25 protein-coding genes and 1 tRNA gene are annotated in these 22,871 nt (G+C 56.5%); 17 read left to right on the top strand and 9 right to left on the bottom strand.

Annotated features, from left to right (window positions below):
- Nucleotides 1-36 precede the first annotated feature (36 nt).
- The 7 genes from MDG893_RS08840 to MDG893_RS08810 all read left to right on the top strand — a co-directional run bounded on the left by MDG893_RS08840 (nt 37) and on the right by MDG893_RS08810 (nt 7,359).
- On the top strand, nt 37-750 hold the full coding sequence (locus MDG893_RS08840; RefSeq protein ID WP_007153419.1) for a TRAP transporter small permease subunit: 714 nt from the start codon (nt 37-39) through the stop codon (nt 748-750).
- The gene (locus MDG893_RS08835; RefSeq protein ID WP_007153418.1) at nt 747-2,285 is read left to right on the top strand and encodes a TRAP transporter large permease; all 1,539 of its coding nucleotides are present in this window, start codon (nt 747-749) and stop codon (nt 2,283-2,285) included. Before MDG893_RS08840 ends, MDG893_RS08835 begins: the two co-directional genes overlap by 4 nt.
- 19 nt (nt 2,286-2,304) lie before the next feature.
- A complete protein-coding gene (locus tag MDG893_RS08830) occupies nt 2,305-2,730 on the top strand; it encodes a GlcG/HbpS family heme-binding protein (RefSeq protein WP_007153417.1) in 426 nt (141 codons plus the stop codon).
- A 39-nt stretch (nt 2,731-2,769) separates the two neighbouring features.
- Nucleotides 2,770-4,242: an FAD-linked oxidase C-terminal domain-containing protein gene (locus MDG893_RS08825; protein ID WP_007153416.1), complete on the top strand. Its 1,473-nt coding sequence runs from the start codon at nt 2,770-2,772 to the stop codon at nt 4,240-4,242.
- Nucleotides 4,235-5,299, top strand: a complete 1,065-nt coding sequence (gene glcE / locus MDG893_RS08820) for a glycolate oxidase subunit GlcE (RefSeq protein ID WP_007153415.1) — start codon at nt 4,235-4,237, stop codon at nt 5,297-5,299. The genes MDG893_RS08825 and glcE overlap by 8 nt, the downstream gene beginning before the upstream one ends.
- Before the next feature lie 307 nt (nt 5,300-5,606).
- A complete protein-coding gene (glcF, locus tag MDG893_RS08815) occupies nt 5,607-6,815 on the top strand; it encodes a glycolate oxidase subunit GlcF (RefSeq protein WP_007153414.1) in 1,209 nt (402 codons plus the stop codon).
- Between the two features lie 94 nt (nt 6,816-6,909).
- On the top strand, nt 6,910-7,359 hold the full coding sequence (locus MDG893_RS08810; protein WP_007153413.1) for a DUF4124 domain-containing protein: 450 nt from the start codon (nt 6,910-6,912) through the stop codon (nt 7,357-7,359).
- 7 nt (nt 7,360-7,366) lie between these two features.
- Here MDG893_RS08810 and MDG893_RS08805 read toward each other — a convergent pair whose 3' ends face one another.
- Nucleotides 7,367-8,338, bottom strand: coding sequence for a calcium/sodium antiporter (locus MDG893_RS08805; protein WP_007153412.1), 972 nt, complete (start codon nt 8,336-8,338; stop codon nt 7,367-7,369).
- A gap of 346 nt (nt 8,339-8,684) precedes the next feature.
- Between MDG893_RS08805 and MDG893_RS08800 the strand changes: the two genes are divergently transcribed.
- From MDG893_RS08800 to MDG893_RS08795, 3 genes are all read left to right on the top strand, one after another.
- Nucleotides 8,685-9,353, top strand: a complete 669-nt coding sequence (locus MDG893_RS08800) for a PEP-CTERM sorting domain-containing protein (RefSeq protein WP_244264405.1) — start codon at nt 8,685-8,687, stop codon at nt 9,351-9,353.
- A 174-nt stretch (nt 9,354-9,527) separates the two neighbouring features.
- Nucleotides 9,528-9,683, top strand: a complete 156-nt coding sequence (locus tag MDG893_RS21060) for a hypothetical protein (RefSeq protein ID WP_007153410.1) — start codon at nt 9,528-9,530, stop codon at nt 9,681-9,683.
- A gap of 149 nt (nt 9,684-9,832) precedes the next feature.
- On the top strand, nt 9,833-10,579 hold the full coding sequence (locus tag MDG893_RS08795; RefSeq protein ID WP_007153409.1) for an NYN domain-containing protein: 747 nt from the start codon (nt 9,833-9,835) through the stop codon (nt 10,577-10,579).
- A gap of 39 nt (nt 10,580-10,618) precedes the next feature.
- Here the strand turns inward: MDG893_RS08795 and MDG893_RS08790 are convergent, their stop codons facing one another.
- Nucleotides 10,619-11,077, bottom strand: coding sequence for a helix-turn-helix domain-containing protein (locus tag MDG893_RS08790; RefSeq protein ID WP_007153408.1), 459 nt, complete (start codon nt 11,075-11,077; stop codon nt 10,619-10,621).
- A 79-nt stretch (nt 11,078-11,156) separates the two neighbouring features.
- Between MDG893_RS08790 and MDG893_RS20680 the strand changes: the two genes are divergently transcribed.
- Entirely contained in the window at nt 11,157-11,648 is a 492-nt protein-coding gene (locus MDG893_RS20680) for a DUF2938 domain-containing protein (RefSeq protein ID WP_007153407.1), read from the top strand.
- 35 nt (nt 11,649-11,683) lie between these two features.
- The gene (locus MDG893_RS21400; protein WP_083797683.1) at nt 11,684-11,908 is read left to right on the top strand and encodes a DUF2798 domain-containing protein; all 225 of its coding nucleotides are present in this window, start codon (nt 11,684-11,686) and stop codon (nt 11,906-11,908) included.
- Nucleotides 11,909-12,088: 180 nt separating this feature from the next.
- Here MDG893_RS21400 and MDG893_RS08785 read toward each other — a convergent pair.
- The 4 genes from MDG893_RS08785 to MDG893_RS08770 all read right to left on the bottom strand — a co-directional run bounded on the left by MDG893_RS08785 (nt 12,089) and on the right by MDG893_RS08770 (nt 15,856).
- Nucleotides 12,089-12,164, bottom strand: a tRNA-Phe gene (locus MDG893_RS08785).
- Between the two features lie 104 nt (nt 12,165-12,268).
- Nucleotides 12,269-12,541, bottom strand: coding sequence for an oxidative damage protection protein (locus MDG893_RS08780; RefSeq protein ID WP_007153405.1), 273 nt, complete (start codon nt 12,539-12,541; stop codon nt 12,269-12,271).
- 52 nt (nt 12,542-12,593) lie between these two features.
- Entirely contained in the window at nt 12,594-13,658 is a 1,065-nt protein-coding gene (gene mutY / locus MDG893_RS08775; protein ID WP_007153404.1) for an A/G-specific adenine glycosylase, read from the bottom strand.
- Nucleotides 13,655-15,856: an AsmA family protein gene (locus tag MDG893_RS08770; RefSeq protein ID WP_007153403.1), complete on the bottom strand. Its 2,202-nt coding sequence runs from the start codon at nt 15,854-15,856 to the stop codon at nt 13,655-13,657. The genes mutY and MDG893_RS08770 overlap by 4 nt, the downstream gene beginning before the upstream one ends.
- Before the next feature lie 185 nt (nt 15,857-16,041).
- Between MDG893_RS08770 and MDG893_RS08765 the strand changes: the two genes are divergently transcribed.
- From MDG893_RS08765 to hisF, 5 genes are all read left to right on the top strand, one after another.
- Nucleotides 16,042-16,503 carry an SRPBCC family protein gene (locus MDG893_RS08765; RefSeq protein WP_007153402.1) on the top strand — a complete coding sequence of 154 codons (462 nt, stop codon included), beginning with the start codon at nt 16,042-16,044 and terminating at the stop codon, nt 16,501-16,503.
- Between the two features lie 113 nt (nt 16,504-16,616).
- Nucleotides 16,617-17,210 (top strand): imidazoleglycerol-phosphate dehydratase HisB, encoded by a 594-nt coding sequence (hisB, locus tag MDG893_RS08760; RefSeq protein WP_007153401.1) that lies wholly within the window; start codon nt 16,617-16,619, stop codon nt 17,208-17,210.
- Nucleotides 17,211-17,263: 53 nt separating this feature from the next.
- Entirely contained in the window at nt 17,264-17,905 is a 642-nt protein-coding gene (gene hisH / locus MDG893_RS08755; RefSeq protein ID WP_007153400.1) for an imidazole glycerol phosphate synthase subunit HisH, read from the top strand.
- Complete coding sequence (gene hisA / locus MDG893_RS08750) at nt 17,899-18,636, top strand: 1-(5-phosphoribosyl)-5-[(5-phosphoribosylamino)methylideneamino]imidazole-4-carboxamide isomerase (protein ID WP_007153399.1); 738 nt, start codon at nt 17,899-17,901, stop codon at nt 18,634-18,636. Before hisH ends, hisA begins: the two co-directional genes overlap by 7 nt.
- 8 nt (nt 18,637-18,644) lie before the next feature.
- On the top strand, nt 18,645-19,418 hold the full coding sequence (gene hisF / locus MDG893_RS08745) for an imidazole glycerol phosphate synthase subunit HisF (RefSeq protein ID WP_007153398.1): 774 nt from the start codon (nt 18,645-18,647) through the stop codon (nt 19,416-19,418).
- 9 nt (nt 19,419-19,427) lie between these two features.
- Here the strand turns inward: hisF and MDG893_RS08740 are convergent, their stop codons facing one another.
- The 3 genes from MDG893_RS08740 to MDG893_RS08730 all read right to left on the bottom strand — a co-directional run bounded on the left by MDG893_RS08740 (nt 19,428) and on the right by MDG893_RS08730 (nt 22,869).
- A complete protein-coding gene (locus tag MDG893_RS08740; RefSeq protein ID WP_007153397.1) occupies nt 19,428-20,237 on the bottom strand; it encodes a divergent polysaccharide deacetylase family protein in 810 nt (269 codons plus the stop codon).
- Nucleotides 20,234-21,634, bottom strand: coding sequence for a S41 family peptidase (locus tag MDG893_RS08735; RefSeq protein ID WP_007153396.1), 1,401 nt, complete (start codon nt 21,632-21,634; stop codon nt 20,234-20,236). The genes MDG893_RS08740 and MDG893_RS08735 overlap by 4 nt, the downstream gene beginning before the upstream one ends.
- Before the next feature lie 104 nt (nt 21,635-21,738).
- The gene (locus MDG893_RS08730; RefSeq protein WP_007153395.1) at nt 21,739-22,869 is read right to left on the bottom strand and encodes a murein hydrolase activator EnvC family protein; all 1,131 of its coding nucleotides are present in this window, start codon (nt 22,867-22,869) and stop codon (nt 21,739-21,741) included.
- Nucleotides 22,870-22,871 lie beyond the last annotated feature (2 nt).

The following is a 22,871-nucleotide window of genomic DNA, read 5'->3' as shown; positions in this document are numbered from 1 at the left end:
TGGCCTTCCCCGCTCTGTGATTAAAGGTGATAAAACATGTCTGACCTGAGTGCGTTCGGCTTTGTAATGCCTCACTGGTTTTACTGGGGCTGGCTGGCGGTCATGCCGCTGATCATGATGGCGCTGGATCGTTGGTTGTCCCAACGCGGGGTCGAAGCCATCGACAAAAATGCCGAGGCCAACCAGAAGCTTCAACAGATTGAAGCGGAACTGAAAAAAAGCGTTGATTACAGCGATGCGAGTAACGGGTTTACCAAGGCGGTGGACTGGATCAGCGAGAAATCCGGTGTCTTTATTTCCTTCTGGACCGTGAACGCGGTGGTGTTCTATTTCTTCGAAGTGGTGATGCGCTATTTGTTCAATCAGCCCACCATCTGGGTACACGAAGCCAGTTTTCTGTTGTTCGGCATGCAGTACCTGATGGCGGGTGCGTTTGCATTGCTTCACGGCGCTCATGTGCGGGTTGACGTGGTTTACAACTTCCTGCCACTCCGGGGCCGCGTGGGCATGGATATTTTCACCTCCATGTTCTTCTTCATGTTCGCGATTGCGTTGATGATTACCTCCTGGACCTTCCTTGAGAACTCTTATTCCATGGACGAACGAACCGTTGAGACATGGGGCATTCAGTACTGGCCGGTGAAGGGCGTCATGCTCCTTGGGTCTACGCTGCTGTTCCTGGCGGGCCTGTCCAAACTGCTCAAGGACATCACGATCTTCATTAAACTTGGCCGGGAGCAACACGCATGAGTACAGAGACCATGACCAACCAGGGCACGGGTTCCCTGATCGGCAAGCTCGGCACCTGGCTGATGATCATCGCCACGATTGCTCTCGCTTTTGTCGTAGTGGTGGAAGTGATCAATATCCTGTTCTACGACCCCTGGAGCGACGAAAAATTCCTGTTCAAGCTGTCCGGCATGCTGTCGGATGTGAAGATTGGACCACTGACCTACATCATGTTCGGCTCCCTGGCCGTGCTGTTGATGATGGGGTTACCCCTGGCCTTTGTGACCGGTGGCCTGGGCGTGGCATTTATCTATCTGGTGGGTGATTCGATGATGCTGAACATCATCCCCAGCCGGATCTTCCCGATGATGACCAACTCGGACCTGGCAGCGATACCGCTATTCATCTTCATGGCCTCTATGCTGGAACGGGCCGGGCTGATCGAAGAGATGTTCAACGTGGTCTACAAGTGGATGGGTGGCCTGGGGGGCGGCCTGGCCATTGCCACCATACTCGCTTCCACGATTCTGGCCGCCATGGTGGGGGTTATTGGTGCGGCCGTGGTGACCATGGGCATTATTGCGCTACCGGCGATGCTTAAACGCGGATACGACCAGAAGATTGCGTTGGGCTCGATCATGGCAGGGGGCACATTGGGCATCCTGATTCCGCCGTCCATCCTGGCGATCCTTTATGCGGTTGTAGCGCAGCAGTCGGTGGGTGAGCTGTATCTGGGGTCGGTGATTCCGGGGCTGATTCTGGCTGGCCTGTACGTGATTTATGTAGGTACCCGCGCGTGGATCAATCCGGAGCTCGGGCCGCCAGTGCCGGAGGAAGAGCGGATTGGCCTCAAGGAAAAACTCCTGCTGCTGAAAGACCTGATCGCTCCACTGGTGCTGGTCTTCCTGGTACTTGGCTTACTGTTCGGCGGTGTCGCCACTCCGGTCGAGGCTGCAGGCATTGGCTCCTTCGGGGCAATCCTGGTGGCCATGAAACACAAGGTGTTCTCTGTCGCCACACTGCGCGATGCGTCGGTAACCACTGCCAAGGCATCCGCCATGGTGCTATGGATCATGTTCGGTGCGTCGGTGTTTGTCGGGTTCTATATCCTGCAGGGTGGTCAGGACTTCATCACCGAAACCATTCTGGGCATTGGTCTGTCACCTTATGCCGTGCTGTTGTTGTTGATGGTGCTGCTGGTGGTTTTGGGCATGTTCCTTGACTGGGTTGGTATTCTGCTACTGGCAGTGCCCATTTTCATCCCGATTGTCGAAGCGCTGGAGTTCCCCGGCCTGCTGGGTTTCCCGGCCGTGCCCGGTGAGGATGTGGTGTTGTGGTTTGGCGTGCTCTATCTGGTGAACATGCAGATGTCGTTCCTTAGCCCGCCATTCGGCTACGCACTTTTCTATATTCGGGGCGTGTGTCCGCCGGACATCACCATGGGCACGATCTTCAAGTCGTCCCTGGTATTTCTTGCCATTCAGGCATTCGGTTTGTTTATCTGTGTGCTCATTCCGGGCGTCGTTACCTGGCTGCCCAATCTGGTTTATGGCTAATAAAGAGGAGTAATTGCTCATGTTGACGGTTAAACGACTTGATCTGGCGGACGCCAGAATACTCATCGAAGGCGCGGCGGAGAAAGCGCGCGAAATTGGCGTACCCATGTGTATCGCTATTACCGACGAGTCCGGCAATTTGATCGCGTTCGAACGCATGGACGGCGGCAAGATCACCAGTGTGACCATTGCCCAGGACAAGTCGTTCACCGCCTCGGCCGCGAAGAAGGCGACCCACGACTACAACGCGGTCAACGTTCCGGGCAAGCTGGCTTTCGGCATCCATACCGAAGTGGGTGGGCGTATCAGTTCTGTCGGTGGTGGCCTGCCGGTGATGGTCGATGGCGAGGTTGTTGGCGGAATCGGTATCAGCTCCGGCACCCCTCAGCAGGATATGGACTGTGCCCAGGCAGGGATTGATCACTTTGAAACCAAGCGCGGGTGATGGCTGTCTCACTGAAAGCCATAACTCCCAGAGAATGATATGAACAGCAAACCGAAAATCAGCGCAGCGGAGCTGGCAGAACAGTTCCGCACGTTCATAGACCCGGACTTCGTCATCACCGATGACGAGACCATGAAGCCCTATGAATGCGACGGTATGTCGATGTACTGCGAGATGCCGATGCTCGTGGTGCTACCGGAGACCGCCGAACAGGTGCAACGGGTGATGCGACTTTGCAACGAGTACGAGGTACCCGTGGTGGCCCGTGGTGCCGGAACGGGCCTGAGTGCCGGTGCCATGCCGCACAAGGAAGGCGTGGTGTTGTCACTGGCCAAGTTCAACCGCATCCTGGACATCGATCCGCTGGCGCGAACGGCCTTGTTGCAACCGGGTGTGCGTAACCTGGCGATCAGCGAGGAAGTTGCCCAGTATGGTCTCTATTACGGGCCGGATCCTTCCTCCCAGATTGCCTGCACCATTGGCGGCAACGTGGCAGAAAACTCCGGCGGCGTGCATTGCCTGAAATACGGTTTGACCGTTCACAACATTCTCAGCGTGGAAATGATCACCGCCGAGGGCGACCGGGTGACCATCGGCAATGATGCTCTGGATGCCTGCGGAATGGACCTGCTGGCGTTGATGACCGGGTCCGAGGGGTTGCTGGGCATCGTCACCCAGGTGAAAGTCAAACTGTTGCCGAAGCCGGAAATTGCCCAGGTGGTGATGGCCGGCTTCGACAGTGTGCAGAAAGCCGGCGATGCCGTGGGTGGAATTATCTCTCATGGCATCATCCCCGGTGGCCTGGAAATGATGGATGGCCATGCGATTATCGCGGCCGATGATTTTGCCCAGGCAGGCTACCCGCGCGAGGCGAAAGCATTGCTACTGTGCGAGGTGGACGGCACCGAAGAAGAAGTCCACGAACACATCGAGCAGGCCGAGAATGTGTTCCGAAAACTGGGCGCCACATCGGTCAAAACCTCCCAGAGCGAAGAGGAGAGGGCGCTACTCTGGAAGGGCCGTAAATCGGCCTTCCCGGCAGTAGGCCGTATCTCGCCGGATTACTACTGCATGGATGGCACCATTCCGCGCCGGCATCTTGCGCACGTGCTGCTGGAAATGGAAAAGATGTCCGAAGAATTCGGCCTGCGGGTAGCCAACGTATTCCACGCCGGCGACGGCAACCTGCATCCGCTGATCCTGTTTGATGCCAACGTGCCCGGTGAGTTTGAACGCACTGAAGCCTTTGGCAGCAGCATTCTCAATCTATGCGTGGAAGTGGGCGGCTGTATCACCGGTGAACACGGTGTTGGCGTCGAGAAAATCCGCCAGATGGCTGTGCAGTTCAACGACGAGGAACTGCAACAGTTCCACGACGTTAAAGCCGCCTTTGACCCGGCTGGCATTCTCAACCCTGGAAAGGGTGTCCCCGCCCTGCGTTTCTGCCAGGAATACCGCTCACTCGAGCACAAACAACACAAGCACGACACGGTGGACGCGGCGCATGGCTGATCTGTCTCAAAAGCTTAAGGAGCAGGTTCTCCAGGCCCGTAAGACGGGCCAGAAACTGAATATCGAAGGCGGTGGCACCAAGGCCTTCATGGGGCGGGCCGCCGATACCGATGCTGGCTCTCTCAAAATGGGTGAGCACACAGGCATCGTTGAATATCATCCTGTGGAGCTGATATTGACCGCGCGCGCCGGTACCACGCTTGCTGAAATCGAAGCCACCCTGGCTGAAGAAGGCCAATGCCTGCACTTTGAACCGCCCAGATTTGGTGATGGTTCCACTCTCGGTGGCACGCTCGCGTGCAACCTGTCAGGCCCCGCCCGGCCCTGGTCCGGCTCGGTGCGGGACCAGGTACTGGGCATCCGCCTGCTCAACGGCAAAGGTGAACACCTGCGATTCGGCGGCCAGGTGATGAAAAACGTGGCCGGCTACGACACCTCGCGGCTACAGGCCGGCGCCATGGGCACATTGGGGGCGATCACCGAAATCAGCCTCAAAGTCATGCCCAAACCGGCCATGTCCCTCACCCTGGTGCAGGACATGGCGATGGACAAAGTCATCCACTACATGAACAGCCGCGCCAAAGAGCCCAAGCCCATCACTGGCGCTGCCTGGGTCGACGGCAAAGTGTACCTGCGCCTCGCTGGCGCCAAATCTGCCGTCGAGGCCACTGCCGAAAAGTGGTCCGGTGAGGTGATGGAGCAGGGCGACGAGTTCTGGCAGCAACTTCAACACATGCAGCATGATTTCTTTGCCGGTGATGAACCACTTTGGCGATTCTCCGTCGGCTCCACCGCCGAAACCCCGGACCTAGATGGCCCCTGGCTGATCGACTGGGCCGGCTCTCAACGCTGGTATCGGGGCGAAGCCGACATTGCCCAACTGGAAACCATGGCGCAACGCGCCGGCGGCCAGGTAAGCCTGTTCCGCGGCGGGGATCGCACGGATGAGGTAATGCACCATCAGCCGAGGGCGTTGAAGGAAATCCAGCAACGACTGAAAAAGTCATTCGACCCCGACGGTATTTTTAACCCGGGGCGGCTTTATAGCTGGCTATGACAATGGTTTCGGAGTTGGCAGAGCAACTGGGACCCCCCTTCCGAAACACGCTCCTTCGGCACATCCATGTGACGCTTGGACTCCGCCATCCATGGCTCCGTACAGTTTCGGAAGGGGTGTCCCAGCGGCTCTGCATCGGAACTCCGGTAAGGCGGCCAGCAAAAAATCTGAAAGCGGGTGGGGTAGGGGTATCTGAAATTGTGCGGAGCCAGGGATGGCGGAGCCCAAGCGCCCATGGAGGGCTTGAGCGTATTTCAGATACCCCTATCTCACCCGCTCATGCACAAGTTCGAATAGCAGGTAAACAATGCAAACCAATTTAGTCCAACAATTCGCCAACACCCCAGAAGGCCAGGAAGCCGAATCCATCCTGCGCGCCTGCGTGCATTGCGGCTTCTGCACCGCCACCTGCCCAACGTACCAGGAACTGAACGACGAACGTGACGGCCCCCGCGGCCGCATCTACCTGATGAAAATGTTCCTCGAAGGCGAAGAAGTCACCGAAAAATCCCGTGAACACCTCGATCGCTGCCTCACCTGCCGCAGCTGTGAAACCACCTGTCCTTCCGGTGTGAAATACGGCCGCCTGGTCGATATCAGCCGAGGCCTGATGGAACAGGAAATGCCACGGCCACCCAAAGAGCGCTGGATCCGCTGGTCGCTGGCGCGGGTGCTTCCCAACCGTCGACTGTTCGGAATTCTGCTGCGCATGGGGCAACTGTTCCGCCCGGTTCTGCCCTCCGTATTGAGCACCAAAGTACCGCCCAGGAAAAAGGCCAGCCCCTGGCCGGCCGCCAGCCACGACCGCATCGTGCTGGCCCTTGCCGGTTGTGTTCAGCCTTCTGCCACGCCGAACACCAACGCCGCTGCCGCCCGGGTGCTCTACAAACTGGGCGTCACCATGGTGGAGGCTCCGGAAGCCGGATGCTGTGGTGCGGTGAACCATCACCTCTCGGAACATGAACAAGCGCTCAACGCCATGCGCCGCAACATCGACGCCTGGTGGCCCGCCATTGAAGCCGGGGCCGAGGCCATCATCATGACCGCTTCCGGTTGCGGGGCAATGGTTCAGGAGTACGGCCACCTGTTAAAGGATGATCCGATGTACGCCGCCAAGGCGCAGAAAGTCAGCGACATGACCATTGACCTGGGCGCTTTCCTGCTTAAACAGGACCTGGAAAAACTGAAGGTGCCCCAGGGTGCCGGTAAGGTCGCATTTCATTGCCCCTGCACCTTGCAACACGCCATGCAGCAAAACGGCGTGGTGGACCAGGTGTTGCGCAGGGTCGGTATTGATCTCGCGGAAACCAAGGAGAAACACCTGTGCTGCGGTTCCGCCGGCACCTACTCCATTCTCCAGCCCAAGCTCAGCCAACGCTTGCTGAACAACAAGCTCAGGGCCCTGACCGTGGACAATCCTGACCGCATTGTTACCGCCAACATCGGCTGTCAGATGCATCTTGAAACCAAGGCGCAGGTGCCGGTTCAGCACTGGATTGAGCTGCTGGATGCTTAATTTGTGGGCCAGGAAGCGCCCTGGCCCTCTCACTTGCCGACGGTTTTGTTTATAATGCTCGCGCCGACACACAAACCACAGGGAGTGGAAACCAATGCCAAGGAGGCTGGCCGCGCTGATCGCGCTTCTCGTTATTCCCGCCGTTACAACCGCCGAAAGAATGTACACCTGGGTTGATGATCAGGGTGTTGCTCACTTTACCGACATAAAGCCCGGTATACGCGAATACAAACGCGTTGAGCTGAGGACGCCCTCGCTTATTCCCATGCGGGAGAACATCACCCGAGGCAAGCGCGTAAGCACCATAAACCAGCAGGTGAGTCGTAGCCTGGAAGCGGGCAGTGGTGGCGGGCGAACGTTATCCGACAAACAGGAAGCCCGCGAGCGTGAGCGTAAGAACGCCCGCTGCGAGGGGTATCGGGACAAGCTGGACCGAATACAGAAGCAACTGCGTGCAGGTTACTCCAACGATCAGGGCAACCGTCTGCGGCGACAGCGTCGGGAAGTCAGTCAGAAGCTCTCACGGGAGTGTCTGCTTGGCTAGACTCCGGTTAGGACGAGAACGTGGTTGAAATCAGGTAGACGGTGTAGCCTACGAAACAGGCGAGCAAAAGCCCGCCCTCCAACCGGTTAATCCGTCCCGGCCCGCGAAAGCCATAACCCAGTATAAACAGCGACAGAGTCAGTGCCGCCATCACCGCGATATCCCGGTAAAACATCTCTGGTGCGACCGTCATCGGGCTGATGGTGCCGGCAATGCCCACAACCGCCAGGGTATTGAACAGGTTAGAGCCGAGAATGTTGCCCAGGGCAATGTCATGTTCACCCTTGCGGGCCGCGATAACCGACGACGCCAATTCAGGAAGGGAAGTCCCCACCGCTACAATCGTCAGCCCGATGATCAGGTCGCTCACGCCAAAACCAAGCGCCAACTCAACCGCGCCCCAGACCAGAATCCGTGAACTCACGATCAGCAGCAACAGGCCAACAATCAGCCACAAAACCGCGTTGCGAAGCGGCATAGCTCGGTGGCTCATTTCCTCCGCGATTTCCACGCCCAAGGCATCGGCTTTTTGAGTCATACCCTGGCGGATGGACCATGCCAGCAATAGGAAAAACACGCCCAGCAGCACCAGGGCATCCACAAACGTCAACTCCCCATCCCACACCTGCCAGGCGGCCAGCGCCGTTACGGCAGTGAGAATAGGCAGCTCCTTGCGCATCACCTGCGAGTGAACCGCAATCGGGCTGATCAACGCCGTAATACCCAGAATCAGGGCGATGTTGGTGATGTTCGAGCCGTAAGCGTTACCCAGTGCCAGTCCCGGATTACCCTGGGTGGCGGAAAGGGCAGACACCACCATCTCCGGTGCCGATGTACCAAAACCAACCACCACCATGCCGATCAACAGCGGCGGCATGCCAAAGTGCCCAGCCGTGGCCGCAGAACCTTCAACAAACTTACTGGCACTCCAAACCAGAATGGAGAGGCCGATAGCGATAGCCAGAAACGAAAGAAGCATGGATGGTTCCCTGAAAAATGGCGCTGTTGGCAGTGGTGTTGATGATGTAAGTCATTCTGGTTCCAGAGAATGTTAGACGCAAATAAGAGCGCTGTTATCTCAGCAGTTATGCGGATGGCAAGCGAACCGACAACCTGGAGACACCAGGTATGAGCAGCGTCAGACTTTTATACACTTCAGGTTTGCACATAAAATGCGCGGAGTTTGTGCCAGGTGTTAACGCTATGAGTTAGTAAGGGAAATGCTTGAATGAAGAGTGACTGGCCTGAACCTTGCTTTTTGTACCTGTGACGTGTCGTTATGCAGTGGCCGTTAAATGGAATACATTTATCTGGAGGGTTTGGTCATGAAACGACTGCTTGCCACCGCAACACTGACTTTAATAGTCAGTCCTGCCTGGGCCACAGTTTGGATGATTGGAGATAACGATGGCTACGGTGCCGGTATACCGGACAACGGAGCCCATCCGTTCAATGGATCATCAGCAAACTACGATGGACGAAGTGCCGACGAGGTTGCTGGAACCAATGGTTTGCAATACACCGATACTTATAGCACTACGCACAGTGGTTACGGCCCCCAGCCGGGGGATGTCGCCACATTCCTGTTTGACGGATTAGGCAGTGGCTGGACTGAAGGAAGTATGTGGTTTGATATGGCGGATTTTCAGGCGACCACCTTTGGCGCTGTTTCCGTCACCTACAATGGCATTGTCCAGAACTGGGCCTTCAACGATGGTTTTCCCAACACCGTCGTTCGCTTCTTTGATTTGGCGCAGGACGTAATTGACAGCATTAACCTGCTGGGTCAACTCGAAGTTGTCATCGATCGCAATAACTCTTCGGACTTCTACGGCTTCGATTGGGCCGCGCTGTCCGATAATCTGGGTGAAGACACGGATATCTATGAGCCGCCCGCGTCAGTGCCCGAACCGGGATCACTGGCACTGCTGGGGCTTGGCTTGCTCGGGTGGGTATTCCGGCCCAGAGCGAGAAAAGAGGATAGAGTGGTATAAAAGCTGACTGGAGTTAGTCGCATAGGACGACAAAGCCCGCAAAAAGCGGGTTTTGTCGTTATAGCGAGGTTGGAAGTAGTCATCTCAGCAGTTGTGCGGATATGGCGGAAACAATGCTTGGGAGGATGATATTATCCTCCAACTGAAAACCAGCCAACCAGGGAGTCATCCGATATGGCTAAGAAGCGGGCAAAGCCCACACAACACAGCGCGGTTCAGCGTGACCTGAAAACCCCGAAGTACCAGATGCGAGTGGTGGAAGATAAGAGCAAGTACAAGCGCAAGCGGGATAAGGCAGTACGAATCGAGGATTTCCGCAAGTCGGCCTGAAGGGTTGGTTTGCGGAAGTCTTTGGTTTGCATGAGCCGATTAGAGGGGCATATTCGGCTCAAAGGTCTGTTGGATTAGGAGATAAATGCCTTTAGAACCTGCTAACTGATACTCTTCTTGTGTGTGCCAACAACAAAGGAAGAACCGCATTGAAGGACCTTGAGCAGCACAAGAAAATCGCCGTTCTGATAGACGCCGATAACGCCCAGCTGTCAAAGTTGCCGCTTATTATTGAAGAGCTGTCTTCCCATGGCCACGTGGTTGTAAAGCGGGCGTATGGTGACTGGTCTATAGACAGCCTCAAAAACTGGAAAACCGTTCTGAACGAATTGGCGATCCAACCCATCCAGCAATTCGCCTATACCAAAGGCAAGAACGCCACTGATGCATCGATGATTATTGATGCGATGGACCTGCTTTACTCCTCCAAGTTTGATGCGTTCGCTCTGGTCTCCAGTGACAGCGACTTCACCAAACTGGCTTCCCGGCTCAGGGAATCCGAGATATACGTATTCGGATTCGGTGAGAAAAAGACACCGGTCTCATTCAGAAGCGCCTGTGACGATTTCCTGTTTACCGAGAACCTGGAATACCCGGAAGAAGTTGCGCCCGATGAGCCCGCCAAATCCGAAACCCCGAGGAAGAAACAGGAAAAGCTCCCCGAGGAAGTGGCACTGTTAAAACGGGCCTGGGAACAAACCCAGGACGATCAGGGCTGGGCAACCTTCTCCGCCGCAGGTTCATTTCTCAAACGCACACGCCCGGATTTTGATCCGAGAACCTATGGGGCAAAGAAATTCTCTGATCTGTTGGTAGATAGGTCTGAGTATTTTACGGTGAAGAAGGGGGCTAATGGGCAAGGGTATCGGGCGTATAGGCCGGTGGCGCAAAAGTAGGGTCAGGTGATCATTTAGATTGCGAGGCTAAAGCAGCATTCAGCGGTTCTTCCGCTGCAATGCGTTGTTAGAGCGCCGCTTTTGTGACAGCTTCTCAGTGCTATTGCTACCAAGCTCTCCAATTGCTGCCAAGCCTAGCAAACGACGAAACGTTGGACATTCCATGTGACTCGGTGCAGAGCAAACGGCGGCATGCCGAAGACCGTCGCGCATAGTTATCTGCTTTTGAATAGTTCGATCCAATTCATCTGCCTTACTCTCCAGCAACTCTCTGTCAATATTTGGCTTTCCTTTGGGCCCAATCATTTGGGCAATTTCATCGAGTGAAAACCCCGCGGCACGCCCCAGTGCAATCAAAGCCAGTCGCTCCAATATGTCGGCATTAAAAACCCGCCGTAATCCTTGCCTACCCACGGAGCTGATTAAGCCTTTTTCTTCATAGAAACGCAGCTTGGAAGCTGGTACTCCAGAGCGTTTTGCTACTTCGGCAATATCCATAAAGATCTCTTGACCTCAAGTCGACTTTAACTTGTACGCTATCACTAGGTCGTAATCAAGACAAACCAAGGAGAGACTTATGAACGTTCCACTATCCGTGGTATTTATCGGTATTGGAGCTACTGCAGTGACTGATCTGTGGGGTGTGGCACGAAGAACTATGTTCGACATCCCTCCTCCAAATTTTGGGATGGTGGGGCGCTGGATTGGTCACATGGCTCACGGACAATTTCGTCATAACTCTATTGAGAAATCTTCTCCCATATTCGGAGAACGCGTAATAGGGTGGACAGCACACTACCTAATAGGCGTTGCCTTTGCCGCCTTATTGGTTGTTATCTGGGGGCAATCATGGATTTACAATCCTACGATTGGTCCCGCTCTCGCAGTTGGCACAGGTACCGTTGCAGCCCCCTTTTTGATAATGCAGCCAGGTATGGGAGCTGGCGTCGCCGCCTCCAGAACACCACACCCTGCCTCTGCCCGTCTACAGAGCCTTATAACACATGCAGTTTTTGGACTCGGATTATATATATCAGGTTGGGTAGTGCAGTATTCCTACGCGATTTAGAACTCACCTCAATGAACTAAACAGAGGAAATTTATATGAGAATTCCCGCTCGCTTCGCCCCGGTTTTATTCAGTGCACTGCTCTCTGCCATTATGGTCTGCATCGTATCCGCCTTCGTGCTCCTAACGTCACAAGGAGTTCATGAAGGATTCGTTGCGGAGTGGGCTAAGAGCTGTGCAACCACATGGCCAATAGCGTTTCCAACGGTAGCAATTGTTGCGCCGTGGGTGCGAGGAATCGTCGGACGGTTAACTGTTTAGATGAAGGCGGGCCTTAATATCGGGAAGCCCCTTCCGCTTCAGGTGTCAAAAGTTACCTAACGATACGTACACCGTCTGCAAGTTTGTAGGTTGTTAAGCTGTGCTGAAAAGCCGTTGACACTTTGTTGAAATCAGAAACAACAAAGCCCGCACAATGGCGGGCTTCGTCAAAATTCTTAATGGTGCCCGGAGGCGGAATCGAACCACCGACACGGGGATTTTCAATCCCCTGCTCTACCGACTGAGCTATCCGGGCGTGTTGCGGTGCTGCTGCAACGGGGCGCTATTAAACCGGTTTAGGTTGCCTGAGTCAAGGCCGTTCCGGGAAAATTTTCATAGGCGCTTCCACAGGTTGGCAGCTTACTTGTCCGGCGGCACGTACCCCTCGGCCTTGTCGAACGGCTCGTTGTTGAAGAAGCGCTCCATCTGCGCCTGCAGGTACTTGCGGGTGTTGGGGTCCATCAGGCTCAGGTGTTTTTCGTTGATGAGCATGGTTTGCTGGGCCTGCCACTCTTCCCAGGCTTTCTTGCTGACGTTTTCGTAGATGTCTTCGCCTTTCTTGCCGGGCATGGGGGGGAAGTCCAGCCCTTCGAGTTCTTCCTGGTATTTGCGACAGAATACGGTGCGGCTCATGTCTGCTCCTGTTTGGAGGTGGTGTTGCTGAATCTGCTGGGATGATAACAGATCAAAGCAAGAGGGTTTGTTCCGGCGCGGTCAGCAGTGTGCGAATGGGGGCCGGCAGGCCGAGGGTAAGGGCCTGGTCCCGGTGGACCCATTTGTAGCTGTCCCGATCATTGATGTGAGCGGGGCTTTGTACGGTGAGCCGTGCCGGCTGGATATGAAGGTGGTAATGGCTGAAGGTGTGCCGAAAGCCGCTGGTAAGTTCCGGTTCGCCACAGTGGAAGCCGAAGGCCTGTTCGCAGGCGTCTGGCAGTTCTTCCGGGCCGTAGGCCGGGTCCAGTTCCGGAAGGCTCCAGAGGCCGCCCCAGATGCCGCTGGGAGGCCTGCGTTCCAGCAGGATACGACCTTGGTGATCTTCCAGTATCACCATCCAGGTGGTTTTTTCGGGCTTGGCTTTCTTCGGCTTTGAGCCGGGGTAGAGGCTGGTTTCGTTGTTGGCATAGGCGTCGCACCCGTTCTGTAGTGGGCAGTTGTCGCACGCTGGACGGCTGCGGGTGCAGACCATGGCGCCCAGATCCATGATGGCCTGGGTGTAGTCGCGGATGCGTGCATCGGGCGTGTGTTCTTCAGCGCGCTCCCAAAGTTGGTTGAGCACGTCGGTTTTACCCGGCCAGCCGGGGATGGCGTGGTAGCGGGCCAGTACCCGTTTCACGTTGCCGTCCAATATGGCTGCCCGTTGCTGGAAGGCCTGGGCAAGGATGGCCGCCGCGGTGGAGCGGCCAATGCCGGGCAGGGCCTGGAGCTGTTCCAGGTTGCCGGGAAACTCGCCTCCGTGCTCGTTGGCCACCTGTTGCGCCGCTTTCTGGAGGTTGCGGGCGCGGGCGTAGTAGCCAAGGCCGGACCAATGGCTGAGAACGTCATCCACCGGTGCAGAAGCGAGCGCTTTCACGTCTGGAAAGCGCTGCATAAAGGCTTCGAAGTAGGGAATAACAGTGGTCACCTGGGTTTGCTGCAGCATGATTTCCGAAACCCACACGCGGTATGGGTTCCGGTCATGATGCCAGGGCAGGTCGTGCCTGCCGTTTTCGTCGTACCAGGCGAGAAGCTTTTGGGCAAAACCGTCGTTCATTGACCGAACAGGCCCTTGAGGGCGTCTTTCACCTTTTCGCCGCTCTCTTCACCCAGCTTCTCTTTCAGTTTTTCGGAGACTTTGTCTTCCGCTTTGGATTTGGCTTCGTCCACTTTTTCGCGCGCCTTGGCTTTGGCAGCGTTGGCGGCAATGGTCTTCAGGGTGTCGCGGAAGCGTGAACCGTCGAAGGAGCAGAGGCCGGCCGGGTCTTCCGCGAAGTCGCCGCGGCACTCAACCGGGATCACCACGTTTTCAACGTATTCGGTCACTCGGCAAGCTTCGTCCCGGTGGATCTCGCCCACGATCCGCAGGCCAACTTCGTAATCCAGGTCGGAAGCAGCCAGGTCCACCGTGCCGTCGCCTTCCAGTCTCATGCCGGCGAGGGCAGCCACAAGGTCCGTGTTATTCAGGGTATTGCCGTCAATCTTGAGGGTGCCTTTCATGTCGTTGAACGGCGTACTGGTGCCCCAGTCCGAAGTGGAGAGGCTTTCCTGGTTGGCCAGTGCTATGCCCTGGCACGCCATGCGAGTGAGGTTCATGCGGGTGAACTCACCTTCGGCCAGATTGAAGTTGATATCGCCCTTGGCGTTACTGCGCAGGGCGGAAATGCGATTGCCTGTGGTATTCACATCCACGGAAAGGTTGGCGCCACCGGCAAGCATGTCGACTTCGGCAAGGTCGGTTAGTAATGGCAGGGTCTGCACGTTGTTGACCTTGGAGCCGATGGTCCACTTCGGATTGTCGGTGCGGGCATCCAGGGTCACTTTGGCGCCGAAGGAGCCTTCGTACAGTTTGCCGCTGAAATCCTGCACCTCCAGCACACCATTGCGTGCGGTGATGACCGACTTGATTTCCTTGATGGTGAGGTTGCTGACAATCAGTTCGCCCAGGCCGAGTTTGATGTCCAGAGCCAGTGATCGGAGGGTTTCCAATGGCAGCAAGTCGCCTTCTTCCGCAGGGGCGCCACCACCTTGGGGCGCTTCCTCGGCGGTTGCCTCGGATTGTTCTTCACTGGCAGGCGGCAGATAGCGGTCAGCATTGATCGCGTCGCCCTGGAGATTCAGGCCAATGGCGCTGTTGGCCAATGCATAGCTGGCGCTGCCCTGGAAAGTAGTATCGTCCAGGCTGATGGTCAGGTCGCTGAGTTCCACAGTGCCAGCGGGGCCGCCGATGTTGGTGGAGAAGGCGACGGCCTTCATGACGTCAGGATCCTCTGTTTCGATAGCGGGTTGGCCAAGGGCCGCCAGAAGTGCTTTGAGAGAAAATTCGTCAATGCTGAGGCTGCCTTCGAGTTGCGGCTTGTCACCAAATCCGTTCACCGTCAGGTCGGTGTTCAGCTTCAGGTCGGCCAGGCTGGCTGTAAAGCCATTAAGCGTGGCGGTTTCGTTTTCCAGGTTGGCCTCCAGAGAGCCGGCGATCTCGGCGCGAACGGATTCACCACCAAAGGGCTCGCCGTTCATGTCGAAGATGGCTTCCAGGTCGGACACGCCGAATTCGTTTAGGGCTTCATTGGCGGCCAGGCGGGCACTGATGTCGCCCTGAACTTCAAACTGTGGCTGGTTGGTGGCGAAGCGGAACGACACCCCCAACGGGAAGCTTGACCCCAGGGTGATCTCGCTGGCGTTTACGGTGAAATCTTCCAGAGTAAATGCCTGGCCCGTGCCCTTATCTTCGTAATGAACGCGAGCGTTGCTGATTTCCACGTTCTCTACGTTGAAGTTCAAAGGCTTGCTGGTGCCGCTTTCCTTCGGCTGTTCTTCAGCGGTTTCGGCTGGCGCGGCGGGATCTTCCTGCTGAGGCTGTTCTTCCCCTTCCGGCATGATCCGCGTCCAGTTACCGTTGCCGTTTTTATCGACAGACAGATTGGCGTCCAGCCCGCTCAACAGGAAAGTGTCTACCCGAGGCGACATGGTTACCAGGGACCAGAAGCTGACCTGCGCCACCAGTTGTTCAAGCTTGACCAGGCGTTCGTCTTCCAGGGTGGCCTCAACGTCGTTCAGTTCCAGGCCCAAAGGGATGAAAGACCAGCCAATATCCCCGGCCAGGATCAGGTCAAGGTTGGTTTTGTTCTCGACCACTTTCTCAATCTGTGGCTTATAGGTGTTCGGGTCGATAACGGCAACCGCGATAGCGACGGCGGCAACGGCAAGAATGAGCAGGCCAACGATGGCTAGAGCCACATAGCGAACAGCTTTCATGATTTTGGCGTCCTTCCGTTAATTCGTGTCCGGTAACTGGGCTTGTGATTAGCCCAAGGATAACCCAGGGGTAACAAAATAAAAGCCTGAGTGTATGACAATACGTTAGTGATCAGCCAAAATAGGCACCTTATTTCTACACAACGATATAAAGCGCGTCTTACAACGATAAAAAGGAGCAAGCAGTGGCTATTACTGTTTCTATTGAGCTTAACCGGGAACTGGACCTGCCCGCCGGATATGACGAAGTGTTCGAGCTGCTGGCGGACGTACCCGCATCGGCAAGCCATTTCCCCAAGGTGCATAACCTGGTGGACCTGGGGGATAACGCTTATCGCTGGGAAATGGAAAAGGTGGGCGTGGACAAGCATGCCATCCAGTCTGTTTACGCGTGCAAGTACTTCGCGGACAAAGACAACGGCAGGATTACCTGGGAGCCGGTGAAAGGCGAGGGTAATGGCGTGGTAAAAGGCTCCTGGGCCCTCAAAAAGAAAGACGATAGCACTACTTCGGTGAAATTTCAGACCAGCGCCGAGCTGACCGTGCCGCTGCCGAGCCTGTTGAAACTGGCAATCAGCCCCGTGATCAAGCACGAGTTCAACAGCCTGGTCGATACCTACATGAGTAACCTCAAGAAAGCGTTCTGATGGTCGTTGCTATCAAGGCTATAAAGGCCATTGCGGGACGCGGGGAATCATAAAAGGTATAATGCGCGCAGACACTTTTCCGGCATGTGCCGACTGATGACTTTGGAGTCCCCATGGCCGAACGCAAGGCTCGGGTAGAAAGAAATACCCTGGAAACACAGATCACTGTCGAGATTGATCTCGATGGCACCGGCAAGTCCAGCTTCGACACGGGCGTGCCGTTCCTTGAGCACATGATGGATCAGATTGCCCGCCACGGGCTGGTGGACCTGAACATTGTCTCCAAGGGCGATCTGCACATTGATGACCACCACACGGTGGAAGACATTGGTATTACCCTGGGCCAGGCCTTCAAGCAGGCGGTTGGCGACAAGAAGGGTATCCGTCGTTACGGCCATGCCTACGTGCCTCTGGACGAAGCACTGTCCCGTGTGGTGATTGATCTTTCCGGCCGCCCTGGCCTGATGATGGATGTGCCCTATACCCGTGGTGCCGTGGGCGGGTTTGATGTGGATCTGTTTGAAGAGTTCTTCCACGGCTTTGTGAACCACTCCATGGTCACCTTGCACATCGATAACCTGAAGGGCAAGAACACCCACCACCAGATTGAAACCGTGTTCAAGGCCTTCGGTCGCGCCCTGCGCATGGCCATTGAAATGGACGAGCGAATGGCGGGTATTACCCCGTCCACCAAAGGGTCGCTGTAAGCGGCCCGGTCCTTAACCAAGACAGAACCACGATTCAGGAAGTCTCTCTTCGCATGAAAACCGTTGCCATTATTGATTACGGCATGGGTAACCTTCATTCCGTCAGCAAAGCGGTCGAGCACGTCGCACCGGACGCCCGTGTTCTGGTCACCGATAACGCCGAGCAGATCCGCAGCGCGGACCGGGTAATACTCCCGGGCGTGGGCGCCATCCGTGACTGTATGGCGGAAATTCGTCGCCTTGGCATTGATAGTCTGGTGCGGGAAGTCTCTGCTGACAGACCTTTGCTTGGTATCTGCGTAGGCATGCAGGCGCTGATGTCCCGAAGCGAGGAAAACGGCTGGGTGGACTGCATTGATCTGTTCCCATCGGAAGTTCGTTTTTTTGGTGACAACCTTACCGAACATGGTGAGCGCCTGAAGGTGCCTCATATGGGCTGGAACGAAGTGCACCAGGCCATGGATCACCCGCTTTGGCATGATATCCCCGACGGCGACCGCTTCTATTTCGTGCACAGCTACTACGCTGAAGCCGAGCGCAACCCGGACATCGCCGGCCGTACCCATTACGGCGTCGACCTCGCGGCAGCAGTGGCGAGAGACAACATCTTTGCGGTGCAGTTCCACCCCGAAAAAAGTGCTCGGGCGGGACTGCAGTTACTGAAAAACTTTACCAACTGGACTGGAACATGCTGATCATCCCGGCCATAGACCTTAAAGACGGCAAATGCGTAAGACTGCGCCAGGGCCGTATGGACGACTCCACCGTTTTCGGTGACGATCCTGTTGATATGGCAACGCGCTGGGTGGATGCTGGCGCCCGCCGCCTGCATCTGGTGGACCTGAATGGCGCCTTCGCCGGCGAGCCCGTCAACGGTGAAATCGTCCAGGCCATCGCTCGCAAGTACCCGGATTTGCCCATCCAGATTGGCGGCGGTATTCGTTCGGCCTCAACCATTGAGGCCTATCTGAAAGCCGGCGTACAGTGGGTCATTATTGGTACCAAGGCCGTGAAAGAGCCGGAATTCGTTACTGATATGTGCAAGCGCTTTCCCGGTCACATTATTGTTGGCCTGGACGCCAAAGACGGTCGTGTCGCCACTGACGGCTGGGCGGAAGTGTCTGAAGTTATGGCGACCGATCTGGCGAAGCGGTTTGCCAATGACGGCGTCGAGGCCATTGTCTACACCGACATCAGCCGCGACGGCATGATGCAGGGCGTGAACGTGGAAGCCACCGCTGCACTGGCGGAAGAAGGCGGTATCCCTGTGATCGCTTCTGGCGGCGTTACCAATATGGATGATCTCAAACGCCTTGCTACTGTGGCTGACAAGGGCATCCTGGGCGCCATTACCGGCCGTGCCATCTATGAGGGCACTCTTGACATGGCCGAAGCGCAGGCCTTCTGCGACAGCCTGAAGGGGTAATACGAATTATGGCTCTGGCAAAACGCATCATTCCCTGCCTGGATGTCGATAAGGGGCGCGTTGTGAAAGGCGTGAACTTCGTCGATATCCGCGATGCCGGTGACCCTGTGGAAGTGGCCCGAAAATACAATGAGCAGGGCGCCGACGAAATCACCTTCCTGGACATCACCGCCAGTCACGAAAGCCGCGATACCACCTATGAAACTGTGGAGCGCATGGCGGCTGAAGTGTTTATTCCGCTGACGGTGGGTGGTGGTGTGCGCACTGTTGAAGACATCCGAAAGCTGCTGAATGCCGGGGCGGACAAGGTGTCTATCAATACTGCGGCAGTATTCAATCCGGAATTCGTGCGTGAGGCTGCGGAACGTTTTGGCAGTCAGTGTATCGTTGTCGCCATTGATGCCAAGCGTGTCAGTGGTGAAGGAGAAGAGCCCCGATGGGAGATCTTCACCCACGGTGGGCGCAAGCCGACAGGGCTGGATGCCGTTGAATGGGCGTGCAAGATGACCGCCATGGGTGCCGGTGAATTGCTGCTGACCAGCATGGACCGGGACGGCACCAAGATCGGATTTGACCTGGGACTGACCCGTGCAATCAGCGACGCTGTATCGGTGCCCGTGATCGCCTCAGGCGGCGTTGGCGAACTTCAGCATTTGGCAGATGGTGTGACCGAGGGTCGCGCGGATGCTGTGCTGGCGGCGTCCATCTTTCACTTCGGGCAGCATACAATTCCAGAGGCCAAGGCGTTTATGAAGGCTCAGGGGATTGTTGTTCGGGATTGAGGCCGGGCCTCACTCCTGCTTCGCCAGCGCTGGCCGAATCGCCCGCTTTTCCCCCTCCGCAAACATCGGCCGGTTACCATTTCTCATGGCCCAGACTCCGCTGACGGTCGCTATGGCAATTCCTTGCTCGTCGAGCTCCGGCAGGCGTTTCTCAAGATAATCCACCGTTACCTTGTGAGGGTGGCCAATGCCGATGGCGCTGCCGTTTTCCTTTGCCCGCTTGATAAGAAGCTCGAACTGCTGATCCACGAATTCCTCGGTTTGCTCGTGATCCAGGAAGACGTCACGGGTGAGGGTGGGTATGCGGTAAGCGGCTGCGACTTCGCCTGCAATGGAGGAAGCGATGGTACGGCTGTCCACGAAATAGACCGGGTAGTGGTCGAGTTCAGACATCACCCAGTCCATCGGCTGAAGTTGTTGGGTAAGCAGGCTACCCATATGGTTGTTTACACCCTGCACATGGGGAATGGACTGAAGCGCTCGCCGTAGGGTAGTGGCTATGCTGTTCTGATCCATGTCCGGGTTCAGACCGCCGGGCCCGAGCCCGATGTTGCGGGTATTGGCCATCGGTGCGTGGAGCATGATTTCTTTATGCTTCCGGTGTGCGAGTTCCGCCAACCTGGTGGTGTACCTGCGATAAGGCAGGAACGCCAGGGTGATGGGCTGTTCCAGGGCGATCAGCCGTTCGCCTTCCACCAGATTGTGCCCCATGTCATCAATAATGATGGCGATGGTGGGGGGAAGCTGCCCCTCGTGCTCCCCGGCAACAACCGGGAAGGAGGCCAAAAGGGCGGCAATCAGTGTTGCTAGAACTTTCAATCCGCGCTTTCCTGTGCCGGCTTGTTACGCTTGTTGAGAATGCCCAGGCCTTTTAGCAGGTTCAGTGCAGAGCGTAGCTGGAAATCTTTGTTCGCCGGAGACGTGCTTTGTGCGTCTTCTTGCTTTTGCGTTTCCTCCTGTTGTCCCTCGTCCTGCCCTTCGAGGTGGCCACTGAGATCCGCTTCGGTGAAGAACGGCTGGCTGTCGAGTTCTGTCAGTTGCGCCGGCTTCACTTCAATATCCGGTTTGATGCCTTTGGCCTGGATGGAGCGCCCATCCGGGGTGTAATAGCGGGCGGTGGTCATCTTGATGGCGTGGGTTTCATCCAGGGGGATGACGGTTTGCACGCTGCCTTTGCCGAACGACTGAGTGCCCATGACCACGGCACGCTGGTGGTCCTGCAGCGCACCCGCAAGAATTTCGGATGCAGAGGCTGAGCCGCCGTTAATCAGAACGACAATGGGCGTATCCGGCATCACATCACCGGGTTTGGCGTTGAAGCGCAGGCGCGAGCTCTGGATGCGGCCTTCCGTGTAGACGATCAAGCCGCTATCCAGCAGGGCATCGGCTGCTTCGACCGCCGCCTGAAGAATGCCGCCGGGGTTGTTGCGAAGATCGATCACCAGGCCGTCCAGGTCACTGCCGTGTTCTTTTTCCAGGGCTTCCAGTGCCTTGGTGAACTGGGTGCCGGTATCCGCCTGGAACTGGGTTATGCGAACGTAGCCATAGCCGTTCTCAATGATGCGGGATTTGATGCTGGTGACCTTGATGATGTCACGTTCCACATCGATTTCGATCGGTGTTGATTCTCCCTCGCGTATGATCGTCAGTGTAAGGATGGTTCCGGGCTTGCCGCGCATCAGTTTGACGGCTTCTTCAAGCGACATGCCTTTCACCGGCTGATCGCCCAGTTTGATGATCAGATCACCGGCCTGCACACCAGCTTTCTGGGCGGGCGTATCGTCGATGGGCGAGATGACTTTCACGAAGCCATCTTCCATGCCCACTTCGATGCCGAGACCGCCAAACTCGCCAGAGGTACTTTCTTCAAGCTGTTCGTAGTCTTTTGGGGCCAGGTAAGTGGAATGAGGGTCAAGATCCGAAAGCATGCCTTTTATCGCGCTTTCAAGGAGCTGGCGGTCGTCCACTTCTTCCACATAAGCGTCTTTGATGCGACCGAACACTTCGGCGAATTTGCGAAGGTCGTCCAGTGGCAGTTGTTCTTCCGGATCGGGTAGCTGTATTTCCACCTGCTCACCGTGCTGGATGCCTTCCAGCAGGCGTCGGGTGTCTTCATCGGCTTCCTGGGCATGAATAAGGCCGGGTAGAGCGGTTAAGCAGGTGGCAAGGGCGAGTGCGCGTGTGCTGGCGTGGTGTAGGCTTCTTACCCGTCTCATTCACATGTCCTGTGTTAATCCGATGACTGGTTGTTCCCAAGTGTTGCCGGACAGTATGGCGTTACCGGGCTGATTTGTCAGCCTTTGGGGGCGCCTGGACCGGTTCAGCGATTGCCAAGCCAGCGCCGGGGATTGTCCGGTTTTCCGTTGTGGCGAACCTCGAAATACACTGCGGGGTCATTGGTCCCGCCGGTTCGGCCGGCCTGGGCAATTGCCTCACCCGCTTCAACCCAGTCGCCAGGGCTGGTGAACAGGCTGCTGCTGTGGCCGTAGAGCGTCATATAGCCGTCGCCGTGGTCGAGGATGGTGATCAGGCCAAATCCGCGCAACCAGTTGGCGAACACCACGCGGCCATAGTGAACGGCTCTTACGTCGCCTTCCTCGGCCGTGTTGATCAACAGCCCGTTGTGCTTGAGCTTGCCGCTGGCGTAACTGTCACCGAAGCTACTGACAACCTTGCCTTCCGCGGGCCAGGGCAGCTTGTTCTTGAGGGATCCGAACGGGTCTGACTCATTCGGTGTGGGAATGTTGGCAATGGCCTCTTCGACCTCTCGCAGCAGTTTTTCCAGGCGCTGACGATCCTCTTCGAGCTCTTCGCGTTCGGTCAGTCGGTTGCTGATGTCGGCCTTGAGGGAAGCGAGGGTTTGTTCCCGTTCCTTTTTACGGCTGCTCAGCTTTTGTTGGCGGTCGGCGACATTCTCCTCCAGCTCTGCCAACCGTAGCCGCCCGGCCTTGACCTGCTTCTGGGTTTCTTTCAGTTGGTGGAGGTTTGCGGCGAACGCCTCCAGACGGTCAATCGTGTCCCGGCTGAGGTATTCGTAGTAGGTCATGGTGCGGGCGATTTTGTCCGGGTCAATCTCGTTGAGCAGGACTTTGACCGCAGGCGCGTCGCCTTCCATCCAGGCGGCGCGAATCTGTTTTTTCAGGCTATCGCGCTGGCTTTCCAGCACGCGGGTGAGTTCGGCCTCTTCCTCGCCAAGTTCGGTCAGGCGCTGTTGCTGTTCCCTTGCCTTCTGGCGGAGTTCGCGGCGTTCGCGGGTGAGCCGCCCTATATCCTGTTCGAGCCCGGAGAGTTGTTGCTCCAGCGAGGAGCGGTCTTCCTCGGCGTCGGCAAGCCACTCATCAATATCGGCAATCTCTTCCTTGAGATCTTCTATCTGGCCAGGTGTGACCTGTTGCTCCGCCAGCGCTGGCGTGGCGACTGCAAGCATCGCCAACGCCAGCCAAAGACGCATAG

The organism is Marinobacter algicola DG893 (assembly GCF_000170835.1).
GTDB classification, from domain to species: domain Bacteria; phylum Pseudomonadota; class Gammaproteobacteria; order Pseudomonadales; family Oleiphilaceae; genus Marinobacter; species Marinobacter algicola.
This window is presented reverse-complemented; position numbering and strand designations above follow the sequence as displayed.